This window comes from Brevundimonas sp. GW821-FHT10A07 (assembly GCF_059415785.1).
In genome coordinates, this window is the sequence record NZ_JBWKNX010000003.1 from 17,251 (window position 1) to 40,697 (window position 23,447).

Consider the following 23,447-nt stretch of genomic DNA (forward strand, 5'->3'; position numbering starts at 1 on the left):
GTTGCTATACGGGATACTGTTTGCCAAGAATTTCTGCTTTCGGCACAATGTCTCCAAGTACTCGTCCAAAAGGCTGAGTCCACCCAATGCCCTTTTTGTAGCCAGTCGCTAGATATTCTCCGGGCTGCAAGCTGCCAATAAATAGGTCTTCTTCTGGAAAGATAGCCCAAGTAAGGTCGCCGATATAAACAAGAACACGGCCATGACCGCGAGATTGTAGGGACCATTTCTTGATTTGACTGTAGAATGGCTCTTTCTTCCATGCGGTTGGACTTGATGGGTCGACGTCGACCGCTAAGCAATTCTCGCCATCGGCACGAACCACGATTTTCGATTTGTTTGGCTTCCAACTATCTGGAAGGTCAGGATCTTCGAGCCACAAGCATTGAAAAACAGCGCATTGTGAAGGTCGAGAACTATATGTTCCGCACCCGTTTCCCGGACGTGCGTGCTTACACCAAACGCTAGCAGGCTTATTTATTGATTCAACTGCTACAACTTTGCAGCAAAGGTTGCATTGGCCGCAAGATTTCAATTTCTATTACTTCCAATCGATGTGGCCAATTTCAGGACGCTAATGTAGCCTGACGCGACCTCCATGCCGGCGGCCAGGGGACGGGCGTGGACGGCGCGGTGCAGGGCCGGCAGCTTCCAGCACGGCACATGCATGAACAGGTGATGTTCGGCGTGGAAATTGACCCAGTAGGGGGCGATGAAGGCGCGCTCCCACCAGGCGGCGCGGGTGGTGCGGGCGGCGCGGAAGGCGTCGGCGGCCGAGCCCTCGACGCAGGCGTGTTCGGCGATGTTTCTCAGCCGCGTCACCATCGGGAACCAGGTCGCCATCGGCAGCAGCCACAAGGCGAAGAAGGCCCACCAGACCCCCGCCGCGACGAAGCCCGCCAGCAGGAGGGCGTTGAAGGCGAGGAAGGGCAGGACCGACCTGCCGGTGACGACGGCCTCATATTGGTGGGCGCTATCGCTCATTGTTTGTGCGCCATCGCCCTTCGGGCTGCCTGAGCGCCGTTGGGCCAGCGGCAGCAGCACCCGCTGCTTGAAGAAGGTCTGGCCGGTCAGGTCGCGGATCAGCTTGCGCCGCAGGGAGGCGGGCGAGACGGGGAAGGGCGCCGACAGCATCAGGTCGGGATCCTCCGGCTGCTGGGCGAAGCGGTGGTGGGCCAGGTGATAGGGGCGATAGTCGGTCAGGCTGGCGCCGATCGGCACGGCGCAAAGCCAGTGGCCGAGGAAATCGTTCAGCCGCAGGTTCCGGGACAGGCCGCCGTGCGCCGCCTCGTGCATCAGGATCGCCAGGCCCAGCTGGCGCGTGCCGATCACCATGACGCACAGCGGGGTCAGCCAGGGGATAAGCATCCCCGCGACGACCGCAATCGCGATCACGGCCCAGCAGTGGGCGACCAGCAGCGGCCCGTTCCAGGCCGAGCGGGCCTGGAACGGAGCCCATTCCTCGGGCGTGAACAGGGCGGATGCGGCTAAGCGCGGGGCGGCGGGCATGGCGGCAGTCTAGTCCCTAAGGCGGGTCTGGACAAAGCAATGCGATGATGTGTGGTGTTCCTTACAAAAAGTCAGGTTGACATGACATTTGACCGATGTAAGGTTGGCCTTACACAAGGAGGCGGACATGCTGTCTTTCGGAAAATCGACCACCCCGGCGCACCGGCGATACGTCATTCGCACCATGGCGTTCACCATTCCCTATGTGGCCATTTGCGTGGCCATGATGACGACCGACGCCTTCGACGAAGTGATGGGAAAGCCGGCGGCCTGGGGGCTGGCGGCGGTGGTCTCTGCGCCGGTGATCGGCCAGATCTGGGCGGTGCTTTCGCTGATGCGGGAGAGCGATGAGTTCGTGCGAGGCGTGACGGCGAAACAGTTCATCGTCGCCTCGGGGCTGGCCATGGCGGTCGCCACCTTCTGGGGCTTCGGCGAGAGCTTCGCAGGCGCGCCCCATATCGAGACCTGGCTGATCGTACCCCTGTTCTGGGGCATGTACGGAATCAGCGCGCCCTTCATCCGGACCAGCCGATGAAGAACCGGCTGAAACTGCTGCGCGTCGAGCGCGGCTGGACCCAGGAGCAACTGGGCCAGGCGCTGGGCGTGTCGCGACAGGCGGTGATCGCTCTGGAGACCGAACGGCACGATCCGTCGCTGGATCTGGCCTACCGGATCGCGGCGGTCTTCGAGCGGCCGGTGGAAGAGATCTTCGAGAACCCGCACGCCTGACGGCGGCGGACCAAACCTAAAATCCAAGGGAGACATCCGATGTTCAACGCCTTCTTCAAGGCGCGCCCGCGCCTGCGCGCCGCTCTGTTCGGCCTGGCGGTCTGCACCCCGTCGCTGGTGGTCGGCGTCACCGCCGCCTTCGCCCAGCCAAGCGCCCAGGCGTCCGCCTTCGTCTCGGACCGCCTGTCCGTGGAGGTGGTGGGGGCGGGCCCCGATGTGATCCTGATCCCCGGCTTCGGCTGTTCGCGGGAGGTGTGGCGGGCGACGGCGGATCGGCTGAAGGCGACGCACCGGGTCCATCTGGTGCAGCTGGCGGGCTTCGCGGGTGAGGCCTGGAGCCATGGCGACGGTCCCTTCGTCCAGCCGGCGGTCGACGAACTGGACCGCTACATCCGCAGCCAAGGGTTGGAGCGGCCGGCGGTGATCGGTCATTCGATGGGCGCCCTGGCGGGACTGGTGCTGGCCCAGCAGCATCCTGAGGCTGTCGGCCGGTTGATGAGCGTGGACAGCCTGCCCTTCTTCGGCGCGCTGCGGGGGCCGCAGGCGACGGTCGAGGCCATGAGACCGGCGGCGGACCAGACGGCGCAGACCCTTCTGGCCCTCTCGGACGAGTCGTTCCGCGCCGCCCAGGTCGGCAGCGCCCAGGGCATGACGCGGGACGCCGCGCTGCGGGTCAGGCTGGTCGACTGGACGACCGGGTCGGACCGCAAGGCCATGGCGGCGGCCATGCGGGATGTCCTGCTGACGGATGCGCGGCCAGGTCTTGCGAACCTGAGCGTGCCAGTGACCGCCCTCTACGCCTCGGACGCCGACGGCGGGGCGCCCGCCGCCCAGGCGGATCAGGCCTGGGGTCACGAATATGCGGCCCTGCCCGGCGTCAAGCTGATCCGCGTCGACGGCAGCCGGCATTTCATCATGGCCGACCAGCCCCAGCGGTTCGCCGAACTGGTGGATCAGTTCCTGGCCGACTGATCAGCCGTTCTTCGGCGTCACGTCCCCCGCCTTGACCGGCGCGCCGGCGAACTCGTCGGCGTAGGCGGGGTTCAGCAGGGAGCGGAAGACCGACTGGGGCAGGGCGATCTGGTAGGGGCCGTCCGAATAGGGGCCGATCTGATAGGCGCCCAGCAGGAAGGTGATCCCGCCCGCCTTGCCCGGCGTCGTGCCCGGCGTCAGGACGAAGGGGGTGGCGACGGCCTTGGGGCAGGTCCACATCTTGCCGCCCAGGGTCGCGGTCTCCGACCCCGGCGAGCGGGCCTGTTTGGCGGCGTTGGCGGCGTCGCACAGGGCCTTGTCCAGGCCCGCCAGATCGGCGCCCGGGCGGAACAGGTCGGCGAAGCCCAGCCGCTTCTTCATCGCCTTGTCCCACAGCACGGCCGAGAAGCTGGTGTTGGGGTGGGCGCCGCCGGTGAACTCGAAATCGGTGCGGGCCAGGCTGAACAGCTTGCCGGTCTCGGCGCCGGGGTCGAAGGCGATGGCCTTCTCGTAGCCGCCGGGGCCGCCGCCGGCCTCGGACAGGTCGGCCTGGGCGCCTTCGGAGAACTGGCGCAGGTCGCGCACGGCGGCGGCGTAGAGGGGGGCGTGCAGGTCGGGCTTGGACTTGATCGCGTCCGGCAGGGTCAGTTTGACCGTGGCGTACTGGGTCTTGGAGTCGAAACTCATCGGCGCGCCGGCTGCGGCCGGGTTGACGGGGGCGGGCGCGGCCGGGGCGGGGGCCGGAGCCTCGACCTTGTCATCGCGGCGCTGACAGGCGGCGACGGTGGCCGCGACGGCGACGGACAGCAGCAGGATGCGAACGGAACGGTTCATGGGAGACTCCTTCACAGGCCGATGGATCCGAGGGCGAGGGCGGCCAGCAGGATGAAGCCGGCCTCTCGGTTGGACTTGAACAGGTTCAGCGCCAGGGCGCCGTCGGTGCGGTCGAGGCGGACGACCTGAAGCGCCAGATGGGCGGCGTAGAGGGCCAGGCCCAGCCAGAACAGGGGGCCGAGGCCGGCTGACAGACCGGCCAGGGCGGCCAGGATCAGGCTGATGAGATAGAAGACGGCGACGCCGGGACGCACGGCCGAGGCCAGGCGGCGAGCGGAGGATTTGACCCCTACCATGGCGTCGTCATCGATGTCCTGAAGCGCGTAGATTGTGTCGTAGCCCAGGGTCCAGAAGACGCCGCCGAGGTAGAGGAGGACGGCGGGGACATAGGCCTGCCAGACCAGGGCGACGGCGTGGCCGCTGTCGCTGGGGACGGACCAGAGGAAGGGGCGGAACTCGCCCAGGATGTCGGCTGGCAGCAGCAGGGCAGCGGCGGCCAGGGGCAGGGCGGCGGCGAAGCCCATCAGGGCGCCCCAGTTGAAGGTCAGGCCCAGCCAGGCCTGGGGCCACCAGGTGATCCGCTTCATGAAGGGATAGGCGGCGACCAGGGCCACGGAGCCGACGCCCAGCAGGATGGCGACGACGGGCAGGGTCAGCAGGATCAGCAGGCTGATCAGGCTGCAGCCGATCACGAAGGCCCAGGCCTGTTTGACGGAGATCAGACCGGCGGGGATGGGGCGTAGGGCGGTGCGGGCGACCTGGGCGTCGAAGTCGCGATCGACGATGTCGTTGAAGGCGCAACCGGCGGCGCGCATCAGACAGGCGCCGATGCCGAAACCGACGAACAGCCACAGGTCATAGAGGCCGGGCGCCTGCCGATACTGGGCCAGGGCGAGGGTGACGCCCTGCCAGCCGGGCAACAGCAGCAGCCAGATGCCGATGGGCCGGTCGAACCGGCCCAGCTTCAGCCAGGGCTTCAGCGGCTGCGGCGCATGGCGATCCACCCAGTTGGCGCCGGCGTCGGGAAGAGGGGCGGAGGTCATGGGCATGGCTTAGCGGGAATGAAGGGCAGGGTGAAGGCGTGACGAAGCGCTCCGTCCGTTCGGCGGAGTTTGGAGGCCCTTTGGAAGCGGAGGGCTGGGCGGGGCGCCGGGCCTTCGCCCGGAGTTTGATCTAGAAATACCGTTTCGACGAAGGTTTGACGCCCCGCGCGAATGGTTGGCCTGCAAGCTCGGGGCGCCGAGCGGTGGCGGTCTTATCGCCTAACCCCATAAGCCTGCGACGGGTCGGCAGGGTCTGCGAAACCCCGTCCCGAGTGCGATCGAGTATCCCCCTCGACCCTCCCACGACGTCGTGAGACGCCGTCGGCGCGGAGGAGTTGCACCCCCGCTCCCGTTCCATCCGCTCCCGCCGCCGCAAGGTCGCAGGCCAAGCGAGCCCTCCCAGCGACGAGACCGGGCGTGATTATAGGGGACGGGGAAACCCTGGCGGGGAAGTCGGGGCGAGAATCTGACAAGGGGTTGGAATCGTTACGGCAGGACCAGCGTCATTGTGACAGTTGGACCCGTTCGGGCCCCCTCCGTCACGGCGCTCTGCGCCGCGCCACCTCCCCCAAGGGGGGAGGATTTCGGTGCTCGCATTCCTCCCCCCTTGGGGGAGGTGGATCGCCGGCGAAGCCGGCGAGACGGAGGGGGCCTGTAAGGTTCAGCCCCGCACCACGTTCATGCAGTCGCGGACCCTCCCCCGCAAGCGAGGGAGGGTCTGGTCCTTTCAGTTCTGATAGACGTCGCCGGAGCCGGCGATTTCGCTGGTCAGCTTGGCGGGGCGGGTCGCCAGGCTGACGTCGCCGGAGCCCGCAATGCTGACCTGGACGTCGCCGGTGGGGGCGATGTCGGCGTCGCCGGAGCCGGCGATGTCGACCTTGGCGTCCTTGGCGTCCAGAGCCCGAAGATCGGCGTCGCCCGAGCCGGCGATGTCGAGGTCCAGGGCGTCGGTGCGGCCCGAGGCGGTGACATCGGCCGAACCCGAGATCGACAGGGCCATAGAGGGCTGGTCATAGCCGCTGATGTCCAGGTCGCCCGAGCCGTTGGAGGCGAAGCGGCGGACATTGGGCGCCGTGACGACGACGCGCAGCTCGTCGCGTTCCGACCGGGCGGAGAAGTTTCCGTTGTCCCAGCCGAACACGATCCGTTCGTCGCCGTCGCCCATGGACAGGCGGCCATCCGTCAGGGTGACGCGGTCGGTCAGCCCCTTGGGCCCGGTGATGACCACGGTGTTGGCCGGCCCCTGGACGTATTCGACGTCGATGCTGGAATCGATGGTCAGGGCCTCGCCGCCGGTCCAGGCCAGGGTGCGGGTGGTGAAGGGGCCGAGATCGTCGGTCCCGCCGCCCCTGACCCGTTCGAAGCGGATCGACTCGCCGTCCCGGTCCTTGATGGTCCAGGCCCAGCCGTGGCGTTGCAGGTCGTGGCCGCCGAGGGCGATGGCCCCGCCCAGGGTGACCATGCAGAGCACCAGGGCGGCGCCGGCGATGATGAACAGTGTGCGGATCATAGCGAGCCTCCCGTGCTCGTAGCGTCAGACTGGGCGTCGGATTGGGGTTCAAGCGCCGGCTTGAGCAGCCGGTAGTGCAGGCGGGCGAACCAGACGATCCCGTTGACCAGCCAGATGGTGACGATGGTCAGAAGGGCGCCGATGAAGACGGCCCCGGCCATCAGGCCCAGACCCATCAAGACCGCCGCGAACGGGCCGCCGGGGAAGCCGGCGAACGGACCGGCCACCATGACGCCGCCGCCCGAGATGAACAGGGCGATGGCGGCGATGAAGAAGCCGAAGAGGGTCCCGACCACGCCCATCAGAATGGGCAGGAGGATCAGGATGTCGACTGCCCCCAGGCCCAGGACCGCGAAGACGGCGGCGGCGGCGGCGGAGGGGTTCTTCTCCTGGCGCCAGCGCTGGATCCCGGCCTCGGCCTTCAGTTCGCGGGCCAGCCGGCCCGGATCGCCCAGGGCGGCGGCCACCTCGGCCTCGGTGCGGCCGGCGGCCAGGCCGTCGGCGAAATGGGTCTCATAGTCGGCGACGATGTCGGCCGCCGTGGCGGTCGGCAATCCGACCAGGCCGCTTCTGAGACGGGCGATGAATTCCGCGCGCGTCATTGTTCCGTTCCCTCCGGTTGAGCGTCGGCCGCCTGGGGCGCCGGCGTCTGGATCGTGGTTGCGTCGCTGGCCAGGACGGCGTCGACGGCTTGGGTGAAGGCCGACCATTCGGCGGTCTGGGCGGCGAGGGCCGTCCGTCCGGCGTCGGTCAGGCGATAGTATTTGCGGGACGGGCCGGACGAGGATTCGACCAGATAGGTCTCGACCTGTCCGTCCGACTGCATCCGCCGCATCAGGGGGTAGATGGTGCCTTCCCCCATATCGATCGCGTCCGACAGGCGGCTGGCGATCTCGTAGGCGTAGCTGTCGGCCCGGTTCAGAAGCGCCAGGACGCAAAGCCCCAGAACCCCCTTCTTCAGCTGTATCTCGATGGTTTCGGTCACCTCGATGTCTCCTTTGATGGAGATTGAGTACGACAAGGTACCTTGCGACGCAAGGTACCTGTTTAAACATGACGAAGGTTTAATCCAACGGGGTTCGATGAGGGGGCGGACGGTTTGAGGCGAGTTTGCGGCGGATGGAGCGGGGATCGCTTGGCAAGCGAAGGGCGATCCGATAGGGACTCAAGGAAGTGACGGGTGGAGAACATGCCCGCGCGAAGACTTGAGATTCGTTCTCAAGTCTCTGCTGAAAAACGATATTGTGGGGACTTCGTATGGGAATGGGGACGCGAGCCCTGGGAAGAGCGAAGGCAGGAGCGACGGCGGCGACGACAGCCGTCGGGATCGCACTGTTCTCCGCCGCGCCGACGTGGGCGCAGGATCTGATGGGCCAGCCGACGCCGGGCGGCATCGATCTTCAGCCGGCCGCCGCGCCGCTGAAGCACGACGCCATCTGGTTCCATGACATCGTCCTGATGCCTGTCATCACCGGCATCACCCTGCTGGTGCTGGGCCTGCTGGCCTGGATCGTGTTCCGCTACAACAAGAGATCCAATCCGACCCCCGCGCGCTGGAGCCACAACACCACGGTCGAGATCATCTGGACCGTGCTGCCGGTGGTGATCCTGGTGGGGATTTCGCTGTTCTCCTTCCGCCTGCTGTTCGCCTATCACGACATGCCGGAACCGGATCTGACGGTGAAGGTGACGGGCAACCAGTGGAACTGGGCCTATGAATATCCCGACCAGGGCGTGGCCGAATATATCTCCAACATGGTGCCCGAGGACGAGCTGGCCGAGCGCGGTCTGTCGCACAGCGTCTATCGCCTGGCGGCGGACGAGCCGATGGTGGTGCCGGTCGGCAAGACGGTGCGCCTGCTGATCACCGCCTCGGACGTGATCCACGCCGTGGCCCTGCCGGCCTTCGGGCTGAAGACCGACGCCGTGCCCGGCCGGGTCAACGAGACCTGGTTCAAGGCCGAGCGCACCGGCGTCTTCTACGGCCAGTGCTCGGAACTGTGCGGCGTCGATCACGCCTTCATGCCGATCCAGATCAATGTCGTGACCCAGGCCGAGTTCGAACGCTGGATCGCCTCCAAGGGCGGCTCCATGACGCCGAAGACGGCCGAGGCCGCGCCGGGCGGAACCACCGCCCAGGTCGAGGCCGGCACGACCGGCGCCCCCGTGGTCGGGACGGCGACGACCGGCCCCGAGGCCGGCGCCCAGACCGGCATACCCACCGCCCAGACGGCGACGACGCCGACCGCGCCGACCGTTCAACCCGCTCCCGCCGCGGCCTCCGCCGCGCCGGCCGCCCAGTAAGAGGCGAGCAGTTCCATGGCTGACGCAACCGTTTCGACCCGCGACGTCCTTCCCGCCCACGACGCCCACCACCACGACGATCACAAGGTGGGCTTCTTCACGCGCTGGTTCCTGTCCACCAATCACAAGGACATCGGCACCCTGTATCTGATGTTCGCCATCATGGCGGGCATCGTGGGCGGGGCGCTGTCGGGCCTGATCCGCTGGGAGCTGGCCGAGCCGGGAATCCAGATCTTCAGGGAAGGCTCGTCGATCCAGCTTCTTGGTCTCGTGGAGCAGTCCAAGCACGGCTATAATGCGGTGGTCACCGCCCACGCCCTGATCATGATCTTCTTCATGGTCATGCCCGCCATGATCGGCGGCTTTGGCAACTGGTTCGTGCCGATCATGATCGGGGCGCCGGACATGGCCTTCCCGCGCATGAACAACATCTCCTTCTGGCTGCTGGTCGCCGCCTGGTGCCTGTTGATCCTGTCGATGTTCGTCGACGGCGGGCCGGGCAAGGGCTTCGGCGGGGGCTGGACGGCCTATCCGCCCCTGTCGACGGTGGGCCACGTCGGCCCGGCCTTCGACCTGGCCATCTTCGCCCTGCACGTCGCGGGCGCCAGCTCCATCCTGGGCGCGATCAACTTCATCACCACCATCCTGAACATGCGCGCGCCGGGCATGACCCTGCACCGGATGCCGCTGTTCGCCTGGTCGGTGCTGATCACCGCCTTCCTGCTGCTGCTGTCGCTGCCCGTCCTGGCCGGCGCCATCACCATGCTGCTGACCGACCGCAACTTCGGCACCCACTTCTTCGACCCGGCCGGCGGCGGCGACCCGATCATGTACCAGCACCTGTTCTGGTTCTTCGGCCACCCGGAGGTCTACATCCTGATCCTGCCGGGCTTCGGCATCATCAGCCACATCGTCTCGACCTTCAGCCGCAAGCCGGTGTTCGGATACCTGGCCATGGCCTACGCCATGGTGGCCATCGGCTTCGTCGGCTTCGTGGTCTGGGCGCACCACATGTACACGGTCGGAATGAGCGTGAACCTGCGCGCCTATTTCATCGCCGCGACCATGATCATCGCCGTGCCGACCGGGGTGAAGATCTTCAGCTGGATCGCCACCATGTGGGGCGGCTCCATCAGCTTCAAGACGCCCATGCTGTGGGCCATCGGCTTCATCTTCCTGTTCACCGTCGGCGGGGTGACCGGCGTGGTCCTGTCGAACGCCGGCATCGATTACAGCCTGCACGACACCTATTACGTGGTGGCCCACTTCCACTATGTGCTGTCGCTGGGCGCCGTCTTCGCCATCTTCGCGGGCTTCTACTACTGGTTCGAGAAGATGTTCGGGGTGAAGTACAACGAGTTCCTGGGCGCGACCCATTTCTGGATCATGTTCGTGGGTGTGAACCTGGTGTTCTTCCCGCAGCATTTCCTGGGTCTGCAAGGGATGCCGCGCCGCTATATCGACTATCCGGACGCCTTCACCCTGTGGAACCAGATCTCGTCGATCGGTTACGCGATCACGGCCGTGGGGGTGCTGGTCTTCCTGGTCATGCTGGCCGAGGCCGCCATTCGCCGCCGGCCGGGCGTCGCCAATCCGTGGGGCGAGGGCGCCACGACCCTGGAATGGACCCTGTCCTCGCCGCCGCCGACCCACCAGTTCAACGAACTGCCGGTGGTCAAGGGCGACGAGCACTGATCCCGGGCTGACATCCCGAACGGCGGGCCGCTCTTTCCACGGAAGGGGCGGCCTTCTGCTTTGGGGTATGCTATGCGGCCCTCACCCATGACACCCGAACCCATGACCCAGGACGTCCAGACCCGCCCCGCGCTCTCGACCGCCCAGCCGGAAGACTTCTTCCAGCTGCTGAAGCCGCGCGTCATGTCGGTGGTGGTCTTCACCGCCGCGACCGGGCTGGTCATGGCGCCGGGATCGATGAACCCGCTGGTCGCCGCCATCGCCATCCTGTGCATCGCCGTGGGCGCGGGCGCCGCCGGGTCGCTGAACATGGCGCTGGAGGGCGAGACCGACGCCCTGATGCGGCGCACGCGCGGTCGGCCGGTGGCGGCGGGCCGGGTCAGAAAGAATGACGCCATGGCCTATGGCGTCATCCTCAGCCTGTTCTCGGTCATGCTGTTGGGGATGAACACCAACTGGTTCGCCGCTGGGCTGCTGGCCCTGACCATTGTCTATTACGCCGGCTTCTACACCCTGCTGCTGAAGCGCAGGACGCCGCAGAACATCGTCATCGGCGGGGCGGCGGGCGCCTTTCCGCCGGTGATCGGCTGGGCGGCGGCGACGGGCCAGGCGCCTTGGCAGGCCTGGCTGCTGTTCCTGATCATCTTTCTGTGGACCCCGCCGCATTCGTGGGCCCTGGCCCTGTATTCGGCCGGCGACTACGCCAAGGCGGGGATACCGATGATGCCGGTGGCGCGGGGGGCCAAGTCCACGCGGTTGCAGATCCTGATCTATTCCCTGGTCTTCATCGCCTCGGCCGTGGCGCCGGCCCTGGTGGGCATGGGCGGACTGATCTACGCCGTGGTGTCGGTCGCCGGCGGCCTTGGCTTCCTCGGTCTGGCCTGGCGGCTGTATCGCTCGCGCGCCGGGGACGAGCCGGACAAGGCCGATACGGTGGGACGCGAGGCCGCATTGTATGATGTGAAGGCCCAGGCCAAACCGGCGCGTGACCTGTTCGCCTTTTCGATCCTGTATCTGGTCGCCCTGTTCTCGGCCTTCCTGGTCGAGGCTGTGGCCGGCCTGGGAGGCTGAGTGATGCGTCTGACCCCTGAGGAACTGCGCGCCCGCAAGCGCCGCAATGTCTGGATCGCGGCGGCCCTGGTGGCCTTCATCGTCCTGGTCTTCACCACCACGGTCCTGCGCCTGCAACAGAACCAGGCGGCCGAGCGCGCCCTGTTGGAAGGTTCGACGCCGGCGGGGGCGGCGCCGCGATGAACAATCCCGGCCGCAAGAACCTGATCGCCATTATCTGCGTCCTGGGCGTGATGGGGATGACGGGCGCGGCTTTCGCGGCCGTGCCCCTGTACCGGATGTTCTGCCAGGTCACGGGCTTCGACGGCACGGTGCGCCGCGCCGAAAAGGCGCCGGACACGGTGCTGGACCAGACAGTGCTGGTGCGGTTCGACACAAACGTGCGCGGCCTGCCCATGACCTTCCGCGCCGAACAGACGACCCAAAGGGTGCGGATCGGCGAGACGGGCCTGGCCTATTTCGACGTCACCAACACCTCGGACCAGCCGATCCAGGTGCGGGCCGGGTACAATGTCGTGCCGGAATACACCGGCCCCTATTTCCAGAAGCTGCAATGCTTCTGCTTCTCGGATCAGACCCTGGCGGCGGGCGAGACGCGCCAATTCCCGGTCCAGTATTTCATCGCCCCCGAACTGGCCACGGACCGCGAAGCCAAGGGCGCGCGCGAAATCACCCTGAGCTACACCTTCTATCCGTCGGTCGATGCGCCGACGGGGCCGAACGCCTGAGTCCATGGCCCGACCGGGTGTGGACTTTCCGGGCGTCGGCTGCGGGCTGGTGATCCAGCGCGCCGACGGGCGGGTGCTGCTGTGCAAGCGGCTGAAGGCGCCTGAGGCGGGACACTGGAACATCGTCGGCGGCAAGGTCGATCACATGGAAATCTCCGCCGAGGCCGCGCGTCGCGAGGCCGAAGAGGAGAGCGGCCTGACGATCGGCGCGGTCGAGTTCCTGTGCCTGTCGGAAGAGATCATTCCGGCGGACGGCCAGCACTGGGTGTCGCTGATCTATGTGACGCGGGACTTCTCCGGCGAGCCGCAGCTGACCGAGCCGGACAAGCTGTCGGAGATCGGCTGGTTCGATCCGACCGATCCGCCGCAACCCTTGTCGGTGTTCTCGAGGACGGCCTTTGAGGCCCTGAAGGCGCGGGTGTAGCGCCGCAACCCCGTCACCCTCGGGCTCGTCCCGAGGGTCCACGCCTAATGCGATTACAAGCTGTGGAGTTTAGACACCGGACCCTCGCCCGACCTGAGGTGCGGCGGACAGGTGGACCCTCGGGACGAGCCCGAGGGTGACGCGTTTGGGAGCAGCCCGGAGATCGCGGCGGAAACACGGCGGCGCACTGGCGCGACGCAAAAGCGGCGGTTATAGCTGGGGGATAAGGCGAGTTCATCGCCAGCCCAATATAGAGATGAAACGCATGGCCGACGCGCACGCCGCTCCGCACCACGACTATCACCTCGTGCCGCCCAGTCCGTGGCCGCTGCTGTCGTCCATTGCGGCGACCATCATGTTCATCGGCGCCGTGATCTGGATGAAGGGTCTGGCGCCGGCCGAGAACGGGCTGATCGCGGCCAATTTCCTGGCCGAGGGCAAGCCGGGCGTCTTCTTCGCCGGTCTGGCCGGGGTGCTGATCTCGGCCATCGGCTGGTGGTCGGACGTGATCAAGGAATCCAAGGCGGGCGACCATACGCCGGTCGTCTCGATCGGCCTGCGCTACGGCATGATCCTGTTCATCGCGTCGGAGGTGATGTTCTTCGTCGCCTTCTTCTGGATGTTCTTCGACATGGCCCTGTTCCATGAATCGCGGGCCCTGACGCCGGAAGTCGGGACCTGGGCGGACACGGCCAAGGCCTGGTCCACCTGGCCGCCCAAGGGGGTCGAGGTTCTGTCGCCCTGGCAGCTGCCGCTGCTGAACACCGTGACCCTGCTGCTGAGCGGCTGCACCGTCACCTGGGCCCACCACGCGATCCAGGTCGGCGACCGCAAGGGCGCCAAGATCGCCCTGATCATCACCGTGGCCCTGGGCGTCTTCTTCACCAGCGTTCAGGCCTATGAATACCAGCACATCCTGCACGAGCACCTGTTCTTCAACGAGGAAGCCGCCAACTCGGGCCTGTATGGGTCGATCTTCTTCATGGCGACGGGCTTCCACGGCTTCCACGTCCTGATCGGCACCATCTTCCTGGCGGTCTGCCTGATCCGTCTGCTGGCCGGCGACTTCACCCCGCAGAAGCATTTCGGCTTCGAGGCGGCGGCCTGGTACTGGCATTTCGTGGACGTGGTCTGGCTGTTCCTGTTCGCCTTCGTCTACGTCGTCTTCGGTTGATCCCGGACACCACCGACAAGATCGAGACGGCGGGGGACGAGGGATCGTCTCCCGCCGTCGCCGTTTCCGCCGTGCGCGCGGGGCTGAAGGGGCGGTGCCCGCGCTGCGGCCAGGGGCGTCTGTTCGCCGGCTTCCTGAAGGTGCGGGCGGGGTGCGAGGCCTGCGGGCTGGATTTCTCGACCATCCAGACCGGCGACGGGCCGGCCAGTTTCATCATGCAGATCGCGGGCTTTCTGGTCGGATTTTCGGCCCTGGTGGTCGAGATCAAATTCCATCCGCCCATGTGGCTGCACCTGATCGTCTGGCTGCCGTTGGTGGTGGCCCTGTCGCTGGCGCTGATGCGGCCGGGGCGGGGGCTGATGATCGGTTTGCAGTACAGGAACCAAAGCGCCCCCTCCACCGCTGCGCGGTCCCCCTCCCCCGATCCGCTTCGCTCCACGGGGGAGGATATATGAGGCGGTTTCCCTGGATATTGACCCTGCTGACGGTCGCGGCCCTGGTCCTGCTGATCGGGCTGGGCCTGTGGCAGGTCGAGCGGCTGAAGTGGAAAGAGGGGCTGATCGCGGCGTCCGAGGCGGCGGCGGCGAACCCCCCCGCGCCGCTGGATCAGGTGCTGGCGGCAGATCCGGACGGGGGCGATCTGGAGTTCCGCAAGGCGTTGATCGTCTGTCCGGGTCTGGCGACCGCGCCCTATGTCGAACTGCAGTCCATCCATGACGGCGTGGCGGGGGTGCGGCTGATCTCGGCCTGCCGGCCCGTCGATGCGGATTTCAGCCTGCTGATCGACCGGGGCTTCGTCGCCGACGAGATTTCAGGCCGGCCGCGCGTGGCGGAGTCCACCCTGCCGCTGGTGCTGATCGGCGAGTTCCGCCGCTTCGATCCGCCGGGCGGCATGACGCCGTCCCCGACGAACGGCCGCTTCTATGGCCGCGACACGGCGGCCATGGCCAGGGCCCTGAAGGTCCAGGGCCCGGTGCGGCCCGAGGCGGTGTTCGCCGTCAGCCCGACCAATCCCGAGTTCGGCGCCCTGAAACCGTCCGCCCCACCGGCGGCCTTTTCCAACAATCATTTCGGTTACGCCCTGACCTGGTTCGGGCTGGCGATTGTGCTGGCGGGCTTCTATGTGGCCCTGCTTCGAAGACGCCTGAAGAAAGACACCCCCTGACCGCCACCCTGCACACCCTGTCCAACGGCGTCCGCGTCATCTGCGACCCCATGCCCGGCCTGAAGACCCTGGCCGTCGTCGTCACCGTCAAGGGCGGGGCGCGGTGGGAGGCGGAGGATCGCTCCGGCTGGTCGCACCTGCTGGAGCATCTGGTGTTCAAGGGCGCCGGCGACATGGCCGCGCGCGAGATCGTCGAGCGGATCGAGGCCGAGGGCGGCACGATCAACGCCTCCACCGGCTATGAGCGGACCAGTTTCGAGGTGCGGGGGCTGGAAGGCACCCTGGCGCTGAACATGCAGGTGCTGTCGGACCTGGTGTTCCGGCCTGCCCTCGACCCCGCCGAGATCGAGCGCGAAAAGGACGTGGTGGCCCAGGAGATCGCCGAGGCCTTCGACACGCCCGACGACCATGTGTTCGAGATGGTGCAGACGCGCGCCTTCACCGGCCAGCCGCTGGGCCGGCCGATCCTGGGCTCGGTCGACAGCCTGAAGCCGGCGGACAAGGCCAGCGTCGAGGCCTGGCGCGCGCGGCTGTATTCGCCCGACCGGATGGTGGTGTCGGCGTCCGGCGCGGTGGAGGAGGGCGAGCTGCTGGCCCTGGCCGAGCGCTGGTTCGGCGACGCGGTCGCGACCCCGGTTCCGGCCCCGGCGCCGGCGGCCTTCGTCGGCGGGCATGCGACCCTGACGCGCAAGATCGAACAGGCCAATCTGGTGTTCCAGCTGCCGGCGCTGTCGGCGACTGATCCGGCCCTGTCGTCGATGCGGCTGTTCGGCGAGATACTGGGCGGGGGCATGGCCTCGCGCCTGTTCCAGAGCGCGCGCGAGGAGCGGGGCCTGGCCTACGCCATCGACGCCTATCAGGAGCCTTACGAGGACACCGGGGTGCTGGGGATCTACGCCGGGGCGGCGGCGGATCGGGCCAGGGAACTGGCCCAGGTGGCGGCGGCCGAGGTGCGGGCCCTGGCCGAGACCGGGCCGACCGAAAAGGAGCTGTCGCGGGCCAAGGCGGTGATGAAGGCCGGGCTGTGGATGTCGGACGAGAACCCGATGAGCCGGGCCGGACGCAACGCGGCCCAGACCCTGATCTTCGGCGCGCCCCGGTCCAGCCTGTCGATGACCGAACAGCTGGAGGCCCAGACGGTCGAGGACGTGCGGGCGGTCGGCGGTCGGATGCTGGCGGGGGGACAGGCGGCCAGCGCCGTGCTGGGGCCGAAGTCGGCGGCGCCGGCGGGGGAGGCGTTCGCGGCGGCCCTGTTCGGGGGGTAGCTCCATATCTCCGTCCCCCTCGGGACAAGCCCGAGGGGGACGGAGTTGTATCTGACGGGAACGTTTGAGCGCCGCGATCTGTTATGCTGACGCTTGAAACATCCAAACCCGGAGCGCCTCCATGTCCGTCCGCGTCGCCCTGATCGTCGGCAGCCTGCGCGAGGGCTCCTATTCCCGCGCCATCGGGCTCGAGATGAAGGCCCTGGCCGCGCCCGAGCTGGAGCTGGACCTGATCGAGATCGGCGACCTGCCGCTGTATAATCCCGACCTGGATACGGAGACGCCGCCGGCGGCCTGGTCGCGGTTCCGAGAGGAGTTGGCGACGACCCAGGCCGTGCTGTTCGTGACGCCGGAATACAATCGCTCCATCCCCGGCGCCCTGAAGAACGCCCTGGACGTCGGCTCGCGCCCCTACGGCCAAAGCGTCTGGGCGGCCAAGCCCGCCGCCATCGTCAGCGTCTCGCCCGGCGCCCTGGCCGCCTTCGGCGCCAACCACCACCTGCGCCAGCCCCTGGTCTTCCTGAACATGCCGACCATGCAGCAGCCCGAAGCCTATATCGGCAATGTCGCCGGTCTGCTGAACGAAGAGGATGGGACGCTGAAGAACGAGGGGACGCGGGAGTTCCTGAAGGGGTTCCTCGATGCGTTCGCGGGGTGGATCGAGAGGACGAAGGGGTGAGGCTGCCAATCGAGAGGCGCTCGTGACCTGGTCCTTCTTCGGACTTCCCGTACAGGCTTCTTTAAACCCGTCCAGGTAGGACCGTCTCAACTCAGGGGGAGTGGATATGGGCCTGGTGACTTGGACGGCGGTGTTTGCGCTGCCCAACCTTCGTGACGCCCCGGAGGACGTGGCGGCTTCGCTTAACGGTCTTATCGGCGCTGACCTTCAAAGAAAGGTGAGGCCACTTCTCGCCCAATCGGGCTGGAACTTCGAGGAAGCATGGCCTGAAGACCACGGGTGGCACTCAGAGGCTGCCGTCATTGATGAGGGCAAAACCATCGTCGCCTCTTTCGTGACGAGCCCCGAGGTTGAAACGGTCGAGCCGAATGATCGCGCTCCAGATGATCGTTGGCGTATCGTTATCGGCCTTGACGTCGGCATGTTCGCAAAGACGAAGGCCCGCCGGTCTGATCTTCTTCGCGCCCTTGCCCGAGACGCGGAAACGGCTTGCTGCACGGTGGGCGCGAGGGGGTTCGTCTGGGAGTATGGCGGACCTGAAACTTCTGGTCTCGCCAAGGCCTGGTAGCCACTTTCGTGATCCGGCCGCCCGATACATTTTCGTTCGGCATCAATCGACGCCCCAATTGAAAACGGCGGCTCCTTTCGGAGCCGCCGTCGCCATATCAGCCGTGAAGCTGAAATCAGCCGATGGTTTGCAGCTGGCCAGCGGATTCCTTGCCCGAACGCTTGTCGCGTTCCAGCTCGTAGGAAACCTTCTGGTTTTCATCCAGGCCGCGCAGGCCAGCGCCTTCAACGGCGGAGATGTGGACGAAGACGTCCTTGCCGCCGTCGTCGGGTTGGATGAAGCCGTAACCCTTGGTCGGGTTGAACCATTTGACAGTGCCGGTAGCCATTTTGAGACCTCCGTTAGAAGTTGACCGAGGGAACGCCCCTTCGGCCTGTCGGGTCTGAATGGGAGCGGCCTTGACTCGTGCGTTCGCAGAGAGAGTGGGCGTTACGCAGAGAGATCGACGAAGTCTATGTACTCAGGTCTTCGTGACAAATGCAAGCGCGGCCGCAACAAGGATTTTACAGTCGGTGGAACGGTCCAGCTTGGAGCGCGTTAGATTGGTACACGCAAAGGCTCTACCATGAACCGCATCCACGTTGTGGAGCGCGCCTACCAGCTCGCCCGCACTCCTGACTGTCTGAACACCGGCGACGTCGTCAAGGCCCTGTCTGCCGAAGGCTATTCCGGCGCCGAGATGTCCCATTTCCAGGGCAGCTCGATCCGCGCCGATCTGAACCGCATCTGCAAGATCCCGGTCGAGACCGAAGTCGCCTGATACGGCCCTTGGCCCGGCCTGGAGATCAGACCAGGCCGGCCAGGGTCGGCGCCTCGGCCGCGCTGTCGGGGAAGACGCGGGTGTCCAAGGCCGCGCGATCAAGGCCCATATGATCGCGCAACACGCCCTTGAACACGGATCTGATGTCCAGGGTCGGGGCCAGGTCGCGCCCTTCGAACAGGCGATTGTCCGCCAGGGTCGGCCAGTCGCCGATTAGGCCGCCGGGCTTGAGACCGCCCCCCGCCAGCAGCAGGGACGAGCCCGTGCCGTGGTCGGTGCCCTGGGTGCCGTTGGCGCGGGCGGTGCGGCCGAACTCGGTGGCGACCACCACGACGGTGCGGGACCACTGGTCGGCCAGGCCGTCCTTCAAGCCTGAAATCAACTGATCCAGACCGGTCAGCCGCGTCTGGAGCTGGCCGCGCTGACCCGCGTGGGTGTCCCAGCCGTCCAGGGAGACGGCGACGATGTCGGCCCCCTCGGCCCCCGTCATCAACCTGGCGACGGCGCGACCCAGGGCCTCGACGTCGTTGCGGCGGACGGTCTGGCCCGAACCGTCGGCGACCAGGGCCTCGGTCGCCAGACCGCGCGCCAGGTTCTGGCCCAGCATCGGATCGTCGACATAGAGGTCCTGCAGCAGGGCGGCGATCCGGTCCTCGCCCGTGACGCGGCCGCCCGGCGCCCAGCTGGAGACGGGGGCGTCGCCGCGCAGGATCAAGGGCGTCTGGGCGCCGATCGACAGGCCCTGCAGCCGCGCACCGCCCGCCGCGACGATGGCGCGGTTCAGCCAGCCGTCCTCGCGTTGGCGCAGCGCCTCGCCGCCGTTCTCCAGGACGTCCTGGGCCTCGAAATGCGAGCGGATCCGCACCGGCAGGGCCACGGCGGGGGCGAACCGCATCTGGCCCTGATCGTGCAGGCGGTGCAGCCCGGCGAGGGCGGGGTGCAGGCCGAACCCCTCGGCGATATCCAACGCCCCGTTCGGTTCGCCCGGCGCCGCCAGCGCCAGGCCGCCGCGCAAGGGGACATAGTCGGGATCGGCGTAGGGAATGGTGACGGACAGGCCATCCATGGCACCCCGGGCGATGACCACCACCAGTTTGGGGCGGGAGGCATCGGTCTGGGCGGCGACACGCCCGGCGAAGGCCAGGCCCATGCCGGCGGTCGCGGCGCCCAGCAGGGTGCGGCGGTCGAGGGTGAGACGGGTCATCGGCGCTGGAACTCCGGCGACATCAGGAGAAGGGTGAGGGCCTCGGTCCGGCTTTCGGCGCGGGCGACGGCGAGGCGGGTGCGTTCGGACAGCCGGTCGCCCAGGGCGTCGCGCGCCGCGGCGGCGATGTCGGCGGTCCGGGCGGTTTCGGCGGCGGTCCGCGCCCAGTTCAGGCGTTTGACCAGGGCGTCGGGACCGGCCCAGTCGGCCGCCGTGTCGGGCCAGCCCTCGGGCGACGGCGCGGCGAAGGGGGGCTGGCCCATTTCAATCAGGGCCTGACGCAGGGGCTGGATTCGCTGGGGCGGGACGTCCAGGGCCCGATGGGTCGAGACGATGAACTCGTAGGGCGTCTTGATCTTGGTCGGCTGGGGCGTCCAGGTCTCGGGGGCCTCGACCAGGGCGCGCGCGACCTGGGCCAGGTCGCCGTCGGACCGGCGCCAGGCCTGCTCCAGCCGCGCCACGAGGGGTTCAGGCGGCGTGTCCGCGACGAAATGGGCCGCGATCCGTCGCGACAGACGCCGGGCCGTGGCCGGATGCCGGGCCAGGTCCCGCAGGATGGCCTCGCCCTGGGCCGCGCCCCTCTGCGCATAGGTCCGGCCCATCACGGTGCGGGGGCCGGGTTCATGAATATTGGCGCGGAAGACGAAGCCGTTCGGGCCGGGTTCAACCGCCTGGGCCGCCCGGCGGGCGCGGTCCCGGCCGGGCGCGGCCTGGCGATCCTGGGGCCGGGGGATCGACCAGCCGGTCAGGGCGCGGGCCAGTTCTGTGACGTCGGCCTGGGTATAGCCGGCGTCGGCGCCCACGGTGTGAAGCTCCAGCATCTCGCGGGCCAGATTCTCGTTCAGTCCGACCTTGCGTCGCGTCCCCGCCGGGCTGTCCGGCCCGGTCGAACGCGCCTGGTCGAGGTACAGAAGCATGGCCGGATGCTGTTCGGCGGCGACCACCAGATCCTCGAACCGGCCGAAGACGTTGGGGCGGATGGCCTCGCGCTCATACAGGTCAATGAAGGCGCCGCTGTCGAATTTTACCGCCGACACCGTCAGGGCGTTGGCCCAGAACAGGACCCAACGCTCGGCGAATCCGTCCGCCGTCGTGGCCCCTAGCTGGGCGCGCGCCAGAAAGGCCTGGGCGGTGTCCTCGACCAGGGCGCGGCGGGCCGCCTGCCGCGCCAGGCGCACCGCTTCGGCGTCTGCGGTCGCCGGCTGGCCCCGGTCAGCCTGGTAGTCGAGAAAGGCCGCCATCCTTTGGTCGGCGCTGGCGAACGTCCCGGCCGGTTGAGGCGCGCCTTCGGGGCGGATCTGGGCCAGGGCCCAGGCGCGCGGATCGGCCGCGACGCGCGCGATCTCGCCGGGGCGGGCGCCGAGGCCCAGTCGGGTCAGGGCGATGGCGGCGTCGGTCGAAGATGCGGCCATGAAGGGCTCCTGATCGTCGGTCCGAGTATAACGCCTCGGAAACAAAACTCCGTCGCGGATCAGATTCGCGTGCATCTGTCGCCAAGCGGGCGGCGGCGCGCTAGGTTGTGTTTCGATGGCCCTCCTGGACTGGATGAGCGATGTAGCCGGACCCGTGGTCCGGGGCGACGGCGTGCTGTTGAGGCCGCCGCGGGCGTCCGATTATGCAGCCTGGTCCGCCCTGCGCGACGGGTCGCGCGACTATCTTCAACCGTGGGAGCCGGCCTGGCCGGACGACGATCTGAGCAAGGGCGCGTTCCGGCGCCGGCTGTCGATCTATGGGCGGGAGATGGAGCTGGGCAACGCCTGGCCGTTTTTCGTCTTCGTCGATGGGGGTAAGACCCTGGTCGGCGCCGTCACCCTGTCGAACGTGCGGCGCGGCGTCGCCGAGACGGGGACGCTGGGCTACTGGATCGGTCAACCCTACGCCGGGCGCGGCTACGCCACGGCGGCGATGCGGGCGGTGGTCGCCTACGCCTTCGACCGGCTGAAACTGCACCGGCTGGAGGCGGCATGCCTGCCGACCAACCAGGCCTCGCGGCGGGTGCTGGAGAAATCCGGCTTTCGAAACGAGGGTTTGGCGCGGGCTTATTTGAAAATTAACGGCGAGTGGGCAGATCATCTGCTGTTCGGCCTCGTCGAGGACGAGATCGATCGCGGCGGCCGGACGCCGTCTTGAGAGGGCGACAGCTTTGAACGCGCGACCCCGATCCCTGGCCTGGGACGCCACGAGCGCCATCGAGGCGCTGGCGGCCGCCGATACGGCCCTGTGGGTCTGGACGCCGTCGCTGGATCAACTGCGGTTCACCGGCGCGACGCGCGTCCTGGGCCTGGGGCCGCTGGCGCCGGAATGTTCGGGCGCCGGCTTCGTCGCCTCGACCCTGCCGCAGGACCGGTCGCTGGCCGAGAAGATGCTGAAGCCCCAGGATGAAGGGACCGAGGTCGCGGTGCGCCTGCGCATGCGCGGATCCGACACCTGCATGTGGCGTGGGGTCTGGCTGGAGGACGGGCTGCGCGCCGCCGGGGTGGTGGCGCTGGAGACCAAGTTCGCCGGGTCGGACCGGGATGCGCTGACCGGCCTGCTGGATCGCCGGGCCTTCATCACGCGGGTCGGCGAGGTCCTGACCCAGGCCGGCGAATACGAGATCGTGGTCGGCGACGTCGACCGTCTGAGGCGGCTGAACGAGGCCCTGGGCCACGAACGGACGGATCTGGTGCTGTCGGCCCTGGGGTCGCGCCTGGCGGCGGCCTTCTCCAAGGAGGCCTCGCCTGCGCGGATCGGCGAGGACGAGTTCGCCGTCATCGTGCAGAAGACCGCCTCACACGCCAGCTTTCGCCTGCGCGAGGCGCTGGAGCAGCCGCTGCGGGTGGCGGGCTTCGACATCTATCCGACCGTCTCCATCGGGGCCGTGGTCGTCGAGGGCGGGCCGGACGCGCCGGACGCCTCCGAACTGCTGCGCCGGGTCGAACTGGCGGTCGAATCGGCCAAGGGCGCCGGGCGCGGCGGATCGGCCGCCTATGGCCGGGCGCTGGAGAGCGACAGCCTGAGCCGTCTGGCGCTGGAGGCGGATCTGAGGAACGCCTTCGTGCGCGGCGAGATCGTGCCCTTCTTCCAGCCCATCGTGAACCTGAAGACCGGGGCGGTGGCGGGCTTCGAGGCCCTGGCGCGCTGGCGTCACCCCAAGCGCGGCCTGGTCCCGCCGGACGAATTCCTGGGCCTGACCGCCGACCTGGGCATGATGAACGACCTGGGCCTGCTGATGATGACCCAGTCGGCGCGGCAACTGGCCGAATGGATCCAGCGCCACCCCCTGGCCGGCAAGCTGTTCTGCAGCGTCAACCTGTCGGTCGGCGAGATCGAGCGGCCGCACCTGTGCGAGGACGTGGCCCGGATCATCAAGGAAAGCGGCCTGCCCAAGGGGGCGCTGAAGCTGGAAGTGACCGAGGGCGACATCATGCGCGACACCGCGCACGCCGCCGAGGTGTTGCAGTCGCTGAAGGATGTCGGGGCGTCGCTGGCGCTGGACGACTTCGGCACCGGCTTCTCGTCGCTGTCGTATCTGGCGCGCCTGCCGTTCGATACGCTGAAGATCGACCGCTATTTCGTCCTGACGATGAACAAGGACGAGGGCTCGGCCAAGATCGTCAAGTCGGTGGTCAACCTTGGCCGCGACCTGTCGCTGGAGGTCGTCGCCGAAGGGGTGGAGAACGGCGAACTGGCCGCCCTGCTGCTGGAGGCCCAGTGCCACTACGGCCAGGGCTTCGGCTATGCGCCGGCGCTCCCGGCGCAGGAGGCCGAGGTCTATCTGGCCGAGAGCCTAGCGGACGGCACGGCGCCGCTGAAGCAGCGGTCGGCCTAATA

General features: G+C 67.7%; 28 protein-coding genes. 18 read left to right on the top strand and 10 right to left on the bottom strand.

Features of this window, described 5'->3' with window-relative positions:
• Positions 1–4: 4 nt before the first annotated feature.
• Both AC07NC_RS03030 and AC07NC_RS03035 read right to left on the bottom strand, forming a co-directional pair.
• Positions 5–325, bottom strand: coding sequence for a hypothetical protein (locus AC07NC_RS03030; protein WP_494568535.1), 321 nt, complete (start codon positions 323–325; stop codon positions 5–7).
• A gap of 206 nt (positions 326–531) precedes the next feature.
• The gene (locus tag AC07NC_RS03035) at positions 532–1,509 is read right to left on the bottom strand and encodes a fatty acid desaturase family protein (protein WP_494568536.1); all 978 of its coding nucleotides are present in this window, start codon (positions 1,507–1,509) and stop codon (positions 532–534) included.
• A 127-nt stretch (positions 1,510–1,636) separates the two neighbouring features.
• On the opposite strand from AC07NC_RS03035, the gene AC07NC_RS03040 reads away from it, so the two are divergent.
• The 3 genes from AC07NC_RS03040 to AC07NC_RS03050 are packed head-to-tail and all read left to right on the top strand — an operon-like array spanning position 1,637 to position 3,210.
• Positions 1,637–2,044 (top strand): hypothetical protein, encoded by a 408-nt coding sequence (locus tag AC07NC_RS03040; RefSeq protein WP_494568537.1) that lies wholly within the window; start codon positions 1,637–1,639, stop codon positions 2,042–2,044.
• Positions 2,041–2,238, top strand: a complete 198-nt coding sequence (locus tag AC07NC_RS03045) for a helix-turn-helix transcriptional regulator (RefSeq protein ID WP_372705145.1) — start codon at positions 2,041–2,043, stop codon at positions 2,236–2,238. The genes AC07NC_RS03040 and AC07NC_RS03045 overlap by 4 nt, the downstream gene beginning before the upstream one ends.
• Positions 2,239–2,277: 39 nt before the next feature.
• Positions 2,278–3,210 carry an alpha/beta fold hydrolase gene (locus AC07NC_RS03050; RefSeq protein ID WP_494568538.1) on the top strand — a complete coding sequence of 311 codons (933 nt, stop codon included), beginning with the start codon at positions 2,278–2,280 and terminating at the stop codon, positions 3,208–3,210.
• Here AC07NC_RS03050 and AC07NC_RS03055 read toward each other — a convergent pair whose 3' ends face one another.
• From AC07NC_RS03055 to AC07NC_RS03075, 5 genes are all read right to left on the bottom strand, one after another.
• Positions 3,211–4,044: an RsiV family protein gene (locus tag AC07NC_RS03055; protein WP_494568539.1), complete on the bottom strand. Its 834-nt coding sequence runs from the start codon at positions 4,042–4,044 to the stop codon at positions 3,211–3,213.
• 11 nt (positions 4,045–4,055) lie between these two features.
• Positions 4,056–5,087, bottom strand: a complete 1,032-nt coding sequence (locus tag AC07NC_RS03060; protein WP_494568540.1) for a UbiA family prenyltransferase — start codon at positions 5,085–5,087, stop codon at positions 4,056–4,058.
• A 727-nt stretch (positions 5,088–5,814) separates the two neighbouring features.
• Positions 5,815–6,597 (bottom strand): GIN domain-containing protein, encoded by a 783-nt coding sequence (locus AC07NC_RS03065; protein ID WP_372705141.1) that lies wholly within the window; start codon positions 6,595–6,597, stop codon positions 5,815–5,817.
• Positions 6,594–7,199 (bottom strand): DUF1700 domain-containing protein, encoded by a 606-nt coding sequence (locus AC07NC_RS03070; protein ID WP_035309940.1) that lies wholly within the window; start codon positions 7,197–7,199, stop codon positions 6,594–6,596. The genes AC07NC_RS03065 and AC07NC_RS03070 overlap by 4 nt, the downstream gene beginning before the upstream one ends.
• Complete coding sequence (locus tag AC07NC_RS03075; RefSeq protein ID WP_035309943.1) at positions 7,196–7,582, bottom strand: PadR family transcriptional regulator; 387 nt, start codon at positions 7,580–7,582, stop codon at positions 7,196–7,198. Before AC07NC_RS03075 ends, AC07NC_RS03070 begins: the two co-directional genes overlap by 4 nt.
• 272 nt (positions 7,583–7,854) lie before the next feature.
• Between AC07NC_RS03075 and coxB the strand changes: the two genes are divergently transcribed.
• The 12 genes from coxB to AC07NC_RS03135 all read left to right on the top strand — a co-directional run bounded on the left by coxB (position 7,855) and on the right by AC07NC_RS03135 (position 17,670).
• The gene (coxB, locus tag AC07NC_RS03080) at positions 7,855–8,901 is read left to right on the top strand and encodes a cytochrome c oxidase subunit II (RefSeq protein ID WP_494568657.1); all 1,047 of its coding nucleotides are present in this window, start codon (positions 7,855–7,857) and stop codon (positions 8,899–8,901) included.
• Between the two features lie 15 nt (positions 8,902–8,916).
• Positions 8,917–10,596, top strand: a complete 1,680-nt coding sequence (ctaD, locus tag AC07NC_RS03085) for a cytochrome c oxidase subunit I (protein WP_292149667.1) — start codon at positions 8,917–8,919, stop codon at positions 10,594–10,596.
• A gap of 87 nt (positions 10,597–10,683) precedes the next feature.
• Entirely contained in the window at positions 10,684–11,667 is a 984-nt protein-coding gene (gene cyoE, locus AC07NC_RS03090; RefSeq protein WP_494568541.1) for a heme o synthase, read from the top strand.
• A gap of 3 nt (positions 11,668–11,670) precedes the next feature.
• Complete coding sequence (locus tag AC07NC_RS03095) at positions 11,671–11,850, top strand: cytochrome c oxidase system small membrane protein (RefSeq protein ID WP_494568542.1); 180 nt, start codon at positions 11,671–11,673, stop codon at positions 11,848–11,850.
• Complete coding sequence (locus AC07NC_RS03100) at positions 11,847–12,395, top strand: cytochrome c oxidase assembly protein (protein ID WP_494568543.1); 549 nt, start codon at positions 11,847–11,849, stop codon at positions 12,393–12,395. Before AC07NC_RS03095 ends, AC07NC_RS03100 begins: the two co-directional genes overlap by 4 nt.
• A 4-nt stretch (positions 12,396–12,399) precedes the next feature.
• Positions 12,400–12,819, top strand: coding sequence for an NUDIX domain-containing protein (locus AC07NC_RS03105; RefSeq protein ID WP_494568544.1), 420 nt, complete (start codon positions 12,400–12,402; stop codon positions 12,817–12,819).
• A gap of 265 nt (positions 12,820–13,084) precedes the next feature.
• The gene (locus tag AC07NC_RS03110; protein WP_494568545.1) at positions 13,085–13,993 is read left to right on the top strand and encodes a cytochrome c oxidase subunit 3; all 909 of its coding nucleotides are present in this window, start codon (positions 13,085–13,087) and stop codon (positions 13,991–13,993) included.
• Positions 13,990–14,448, top strand: coding sequence for a DUF983 domain-containing protein (locus tag AC07NC_RS03115; protein WP_494568546.1), 459 nt, complete (start codon positions 13,990–13,992; stop codon positions 14,446–14,448). The genes AC07NC_RS03110 and AC07NC_RS03115 overlap by 4 nt, the downstream gene beginning before the upstream one ends.
• Positions 14,445–15,158, top strand: coding sequence for an SURF1 family protein (locus AC07NC_RS03120; protein WP_494568547.1), 714 nt, complete (start codon positions 14,445–14,447; stop codon positions 15,156–15,158). The genes AC07NC_RS03115 and AC07NC_RS03120 overlap by 4 nt, the downstream gene beginning before the upstream one ends.
• Before the next feature lie 50 nt (positions 15,159–15,208).
• Positions 15,209–16,423, top strand: a complete 1,215-nt coding sequence (locus AC07NC_RS03125; protein ID WP_494568548.1) for a M16 family metallopeptidase — start codon at positions 15,209–15,211, stop codon at positions 16,421–16,423.
• Positions 16,424–16,544: 121 nt separating this feature from the next.
• The gene (locus AC07NC_RS03130; protein ID WP_292149653.1) at positions 16,545–17,102 is read left to right on the top strand and encodes an NADPH-dependent FMN reductase; all 558 of its coding nucleotides are present in this window, start codon (positions 16,545–16,547) and stop codon (positions 17,100–17,102) included.
• 106 nt (positions 17,103–17,208) lie between these two features.
• Positions 17,209–17,670 carry a hypothetical protein gene (locus AC07NC_RS03135; protein ID WP_426024812.1) on the top strand — a complete coding sequence of 154 codons (462 nt, stop codon included), beginning with the start codon at positions 17,209–17,211 and terminating at the stop codon, positions 17,668–17,670.
• A gap of 115 nt (positions 17,671–17,785) precedes the next feature.
• Here the strand turns inward: AC07NC_RS03135 and AC07NC_RS03140 are convergent, their stop codons facing one another.
• A complete protein-coding gene (locus AC07NC_RS03140; protein WP_008260410.1) occupies positions 17,786–17,998 on the bottom strand; it encodes a cold-shock protein in 213 nt (70 codons plus the stop codon).
• A gap of 237 nt (positions 17,999–18,235) precedes the next feature.
• On the opposite strand from AC07NC_RS03140, the gene AC07NC_RS03145 reads away from it, so the two are divergent.
• Positions 18,236–18,430: a hypothetical protein gene (locus tag AC07NC_RS03145; protein WP_008262034.1), complete on the top strand. Its 195-nt coding sequence runs from the start codon at positions 18,236–18,238 to the stop codon at positions 18,428–18,430.
• A 25-nt stretch (positions 18,431–18,455) separates the two neighbouring features.
• Here AC07NC_RS03145 and AC07NC_RS03150 read toward each other — a convergent pair whose 3' ends face one another.
• Together AC07NC_RS03150 and AC07NC_RS03155 are read right to left on the bottom strand one after the other, a co-directional pair.
• Positions 18,456–19,634, bottom strand: a complete 1,179-nt coding sequence (locus AC07NC_RS03150; protein WP_494568549.1) for a DUF1501 domain-containing protein — start codon at positions 19,632–19,634, stop codon at positions 18,456–18,458.
• The gene (locus AC07NC_RS03155) at positions 19,631–21,046 is read right to left on the bottom strand and encodes a DUF1800 domain-containing protein (protein WP_494568550.1); all 1,416 of its coding nucleotides are present in this window, start codon (positions 21,044–21,046) and stop codon (positions 19,631–19,633) included. Before AC07NC_RS03155 ends, AC07NC_RS03150 begins: the two co-directional genes overlap by 4 nt.
• Before the next feature lie 115 nt (positions 21,047–21,161).
• Here AC07NC_RS03155 and AC07NC_RS03160 point away from each other — a divergent pair, with 115 nt between their 5' ends.
• Complete coding sequence (locus AC07NC_RS03160; protein ID WP_494568551.1) at positions 21,162–21,764, top strand: GNAT family N-acetyltransferase; 603 nt, start codon at positions 21,162–21,164, stop codon at positions 21,762–21,764.
• Between the two features lie 13 nt (positions 21,765–21,777).
• Positions 21,778–23,445 (top strand): putative bifunctional diguanylate cyclase/phosphodiesterase, encoded by a 1,668-nt coding sequence (locus AC07NC_RS03165; RefSeq protein ID WP_494568552.1) that lies wholly within the window; start codon positions 21,778–21,780, stop codon positions 23,443–23,445.
• Positions 23,446–23,447 lie beyond the last annotated feature (2 nt).

Bases quoted from the DNA above. Each gene is read 5' to 3' on its own strand.
- AC07NC_RS03050 (WP_494568538.1), top strand. From the start codon at position 2,278: ATGTTCAACGCCTTCTTCAAGGCGCGCCCGCGCCTGCGCGCCGCTCTG.
- AC07NC_RS03155 (WP_494568550.1), bottom strand. From the start codon at position 21,046: ATGGCCGCATCTTCGACCGACGCCGCCATCGCCCTGACCCGACTGGGC.
- AC07NC_RS03060 (WP_494568540.1), bottom strand. From the start codon at position 5,087: ATGACCTCCGCCCCTCTTCCCGACGCCGGCGCCAACTGGGTGGATCGC.
- AC07NC_RS03110 (WP_494568545.1), top strand. From the start codon at position 13,085: ATGGCCGACGCGCACGCCGCTCCGCACCACGACTATCACCTCGTGCCG.
- AC07NC_RS03070 (WP_035309940.1), bottom strand. From the start codon at position 7,199: ATGACGCGCGCGGAATTCATCGCCCGTCTCAGAAGCGGCCTGGTCGGA.
- AC07NC_RS03140 (WP_008260410.1), bottom strand. From the start codon at position 17,998: ATGGCTACCGGCACTGTCAAATGGTTCAACCCGACCAAGGGTTACGGC.
- AC07NC_RS03160 (WP_494568551.1), top strand. From the start codon at position 21,162: ATGGCCCTCCTGGACTGGATGAGCGATGTAGCCGGACCCGTGGTCCGG.
- AC07NC_RS03035 (WP_494568536.1), bottom strand. From the start codon at position 1,509: ATGCCCGCCGCCCCGCGCTTAGCCGCATCCGCCCTGTTCACGCCCGAG.
- ctaD (WP_292149667.1), top strand. From the start codon at position 8,917: ATGGCTGACGCAACCGTTTCGACCCGCGACGTCCTTCCCGCCCACGAC.
- AC07NC_RS03045 (WP_372705145.1), top strand. From the start codon at position 2,041: ATGAAGAACCGGCTGAAACTGCTGCGCGTCGAGCGCGGCTGGACCCAG.
- AC07NC_RS03105 (WP_494568544.1), top strand. From the start codon at position 12,400: ATGGCCCGACCGGGTGTGGACTTTCCGGGCGTCGGCTGCGGGCTGGTG.
- AC07NC_RS03040 (WP_494568537.1), top strand. From the start codon at position 1,637: ATGCTGTCTTTCGGAAAATCGACCACCCCGGCGCACCGGCGATACGTC.
- AC07NC_RS03055 (WP_494568539.1), bottom strand. From the start codon at position 4,044: ATGAACCGTTCCGTTCGCATCCTGCTGCTGTCCGTCGCCGTCGCGGCC.
- coxB (WP_494568657.1), top strand. From the start codon at position 7,855: ATGGGAATGGGGACGCGAGCCCTGGGAAGAGCGAAGGCAGGAGCGACG.
- AC07NC_RS03150 (WP_494568549.1), bottom strand. From the start codon at position 19,634: ATGACCCGTCTCACCCTCGACCGCCGCACCCTGCTGGGCGCCGCGACC.
- AC07NC_RS03125 (WP_494568548.1), top strand. From the start codon at position 15,209: ATGCCCGGCCTGAAGACCCTGGCCGTCGTCGTCACCGTCAAGGGCGGG.
- cyoE (WP_494568541.1), top strand. From the start codon at position 10,684: ATGACACCCGAACCCATGACCCAGGACGTCCAGACCCGCCCCGCGCTC.
- AC07NC_RS03095 (WP_494568542.1), top strand. From the start codon at position 11,671: ATGCGTCTGACCCCTGAGGAACTGCGCGCCCGCAAGCGCCGCAATGTC.
- AC07NC_RS03130 (WP_292149653.1), top strand. From the start codon at position 16,545: ATGTCCGTCCGCGTCGCCCTGATCGTCGGCAGCCTGCGCGAGGGCTCC.
- AC07NC_RS03145 (WP_008262034.1), top strand. From the start codon at position 18,236: ATGAACCGCATCCACGTTGTGGAGCGCGCCTACCAGCTCGCCCGCACT.
- AC07NC_RS03120 (WP_494568547.1), top strand. From the start codon at position 14,445: ATGAGGCGGTTTCCCTGGATATTGACCCTGCTGACGGTCGCGGCCCTG.
- AC07NC_RS03065 (WP_372705141.1), bottom strand. From the start codon at position 6,597: ATGATCCGCACACTGTTCATCATCGCCGGCGCCGCCCTGGTGCTCTGC.
- AC07NC_RS03135 (WP_426024812.1), top strand. From the start codon at position 17,209: ATGGGCCTGGTGACTTGGACGGCGGTGTTTGCGCTGCCCAACCTTCGT.
- AC07NC_RS03100 (WP_494568543.1), top strand. From the start codon at position 11,847: ATGAACAATCCCGGCCGCAAGAACCTGATCGCCATTATCTGCGTCCTG.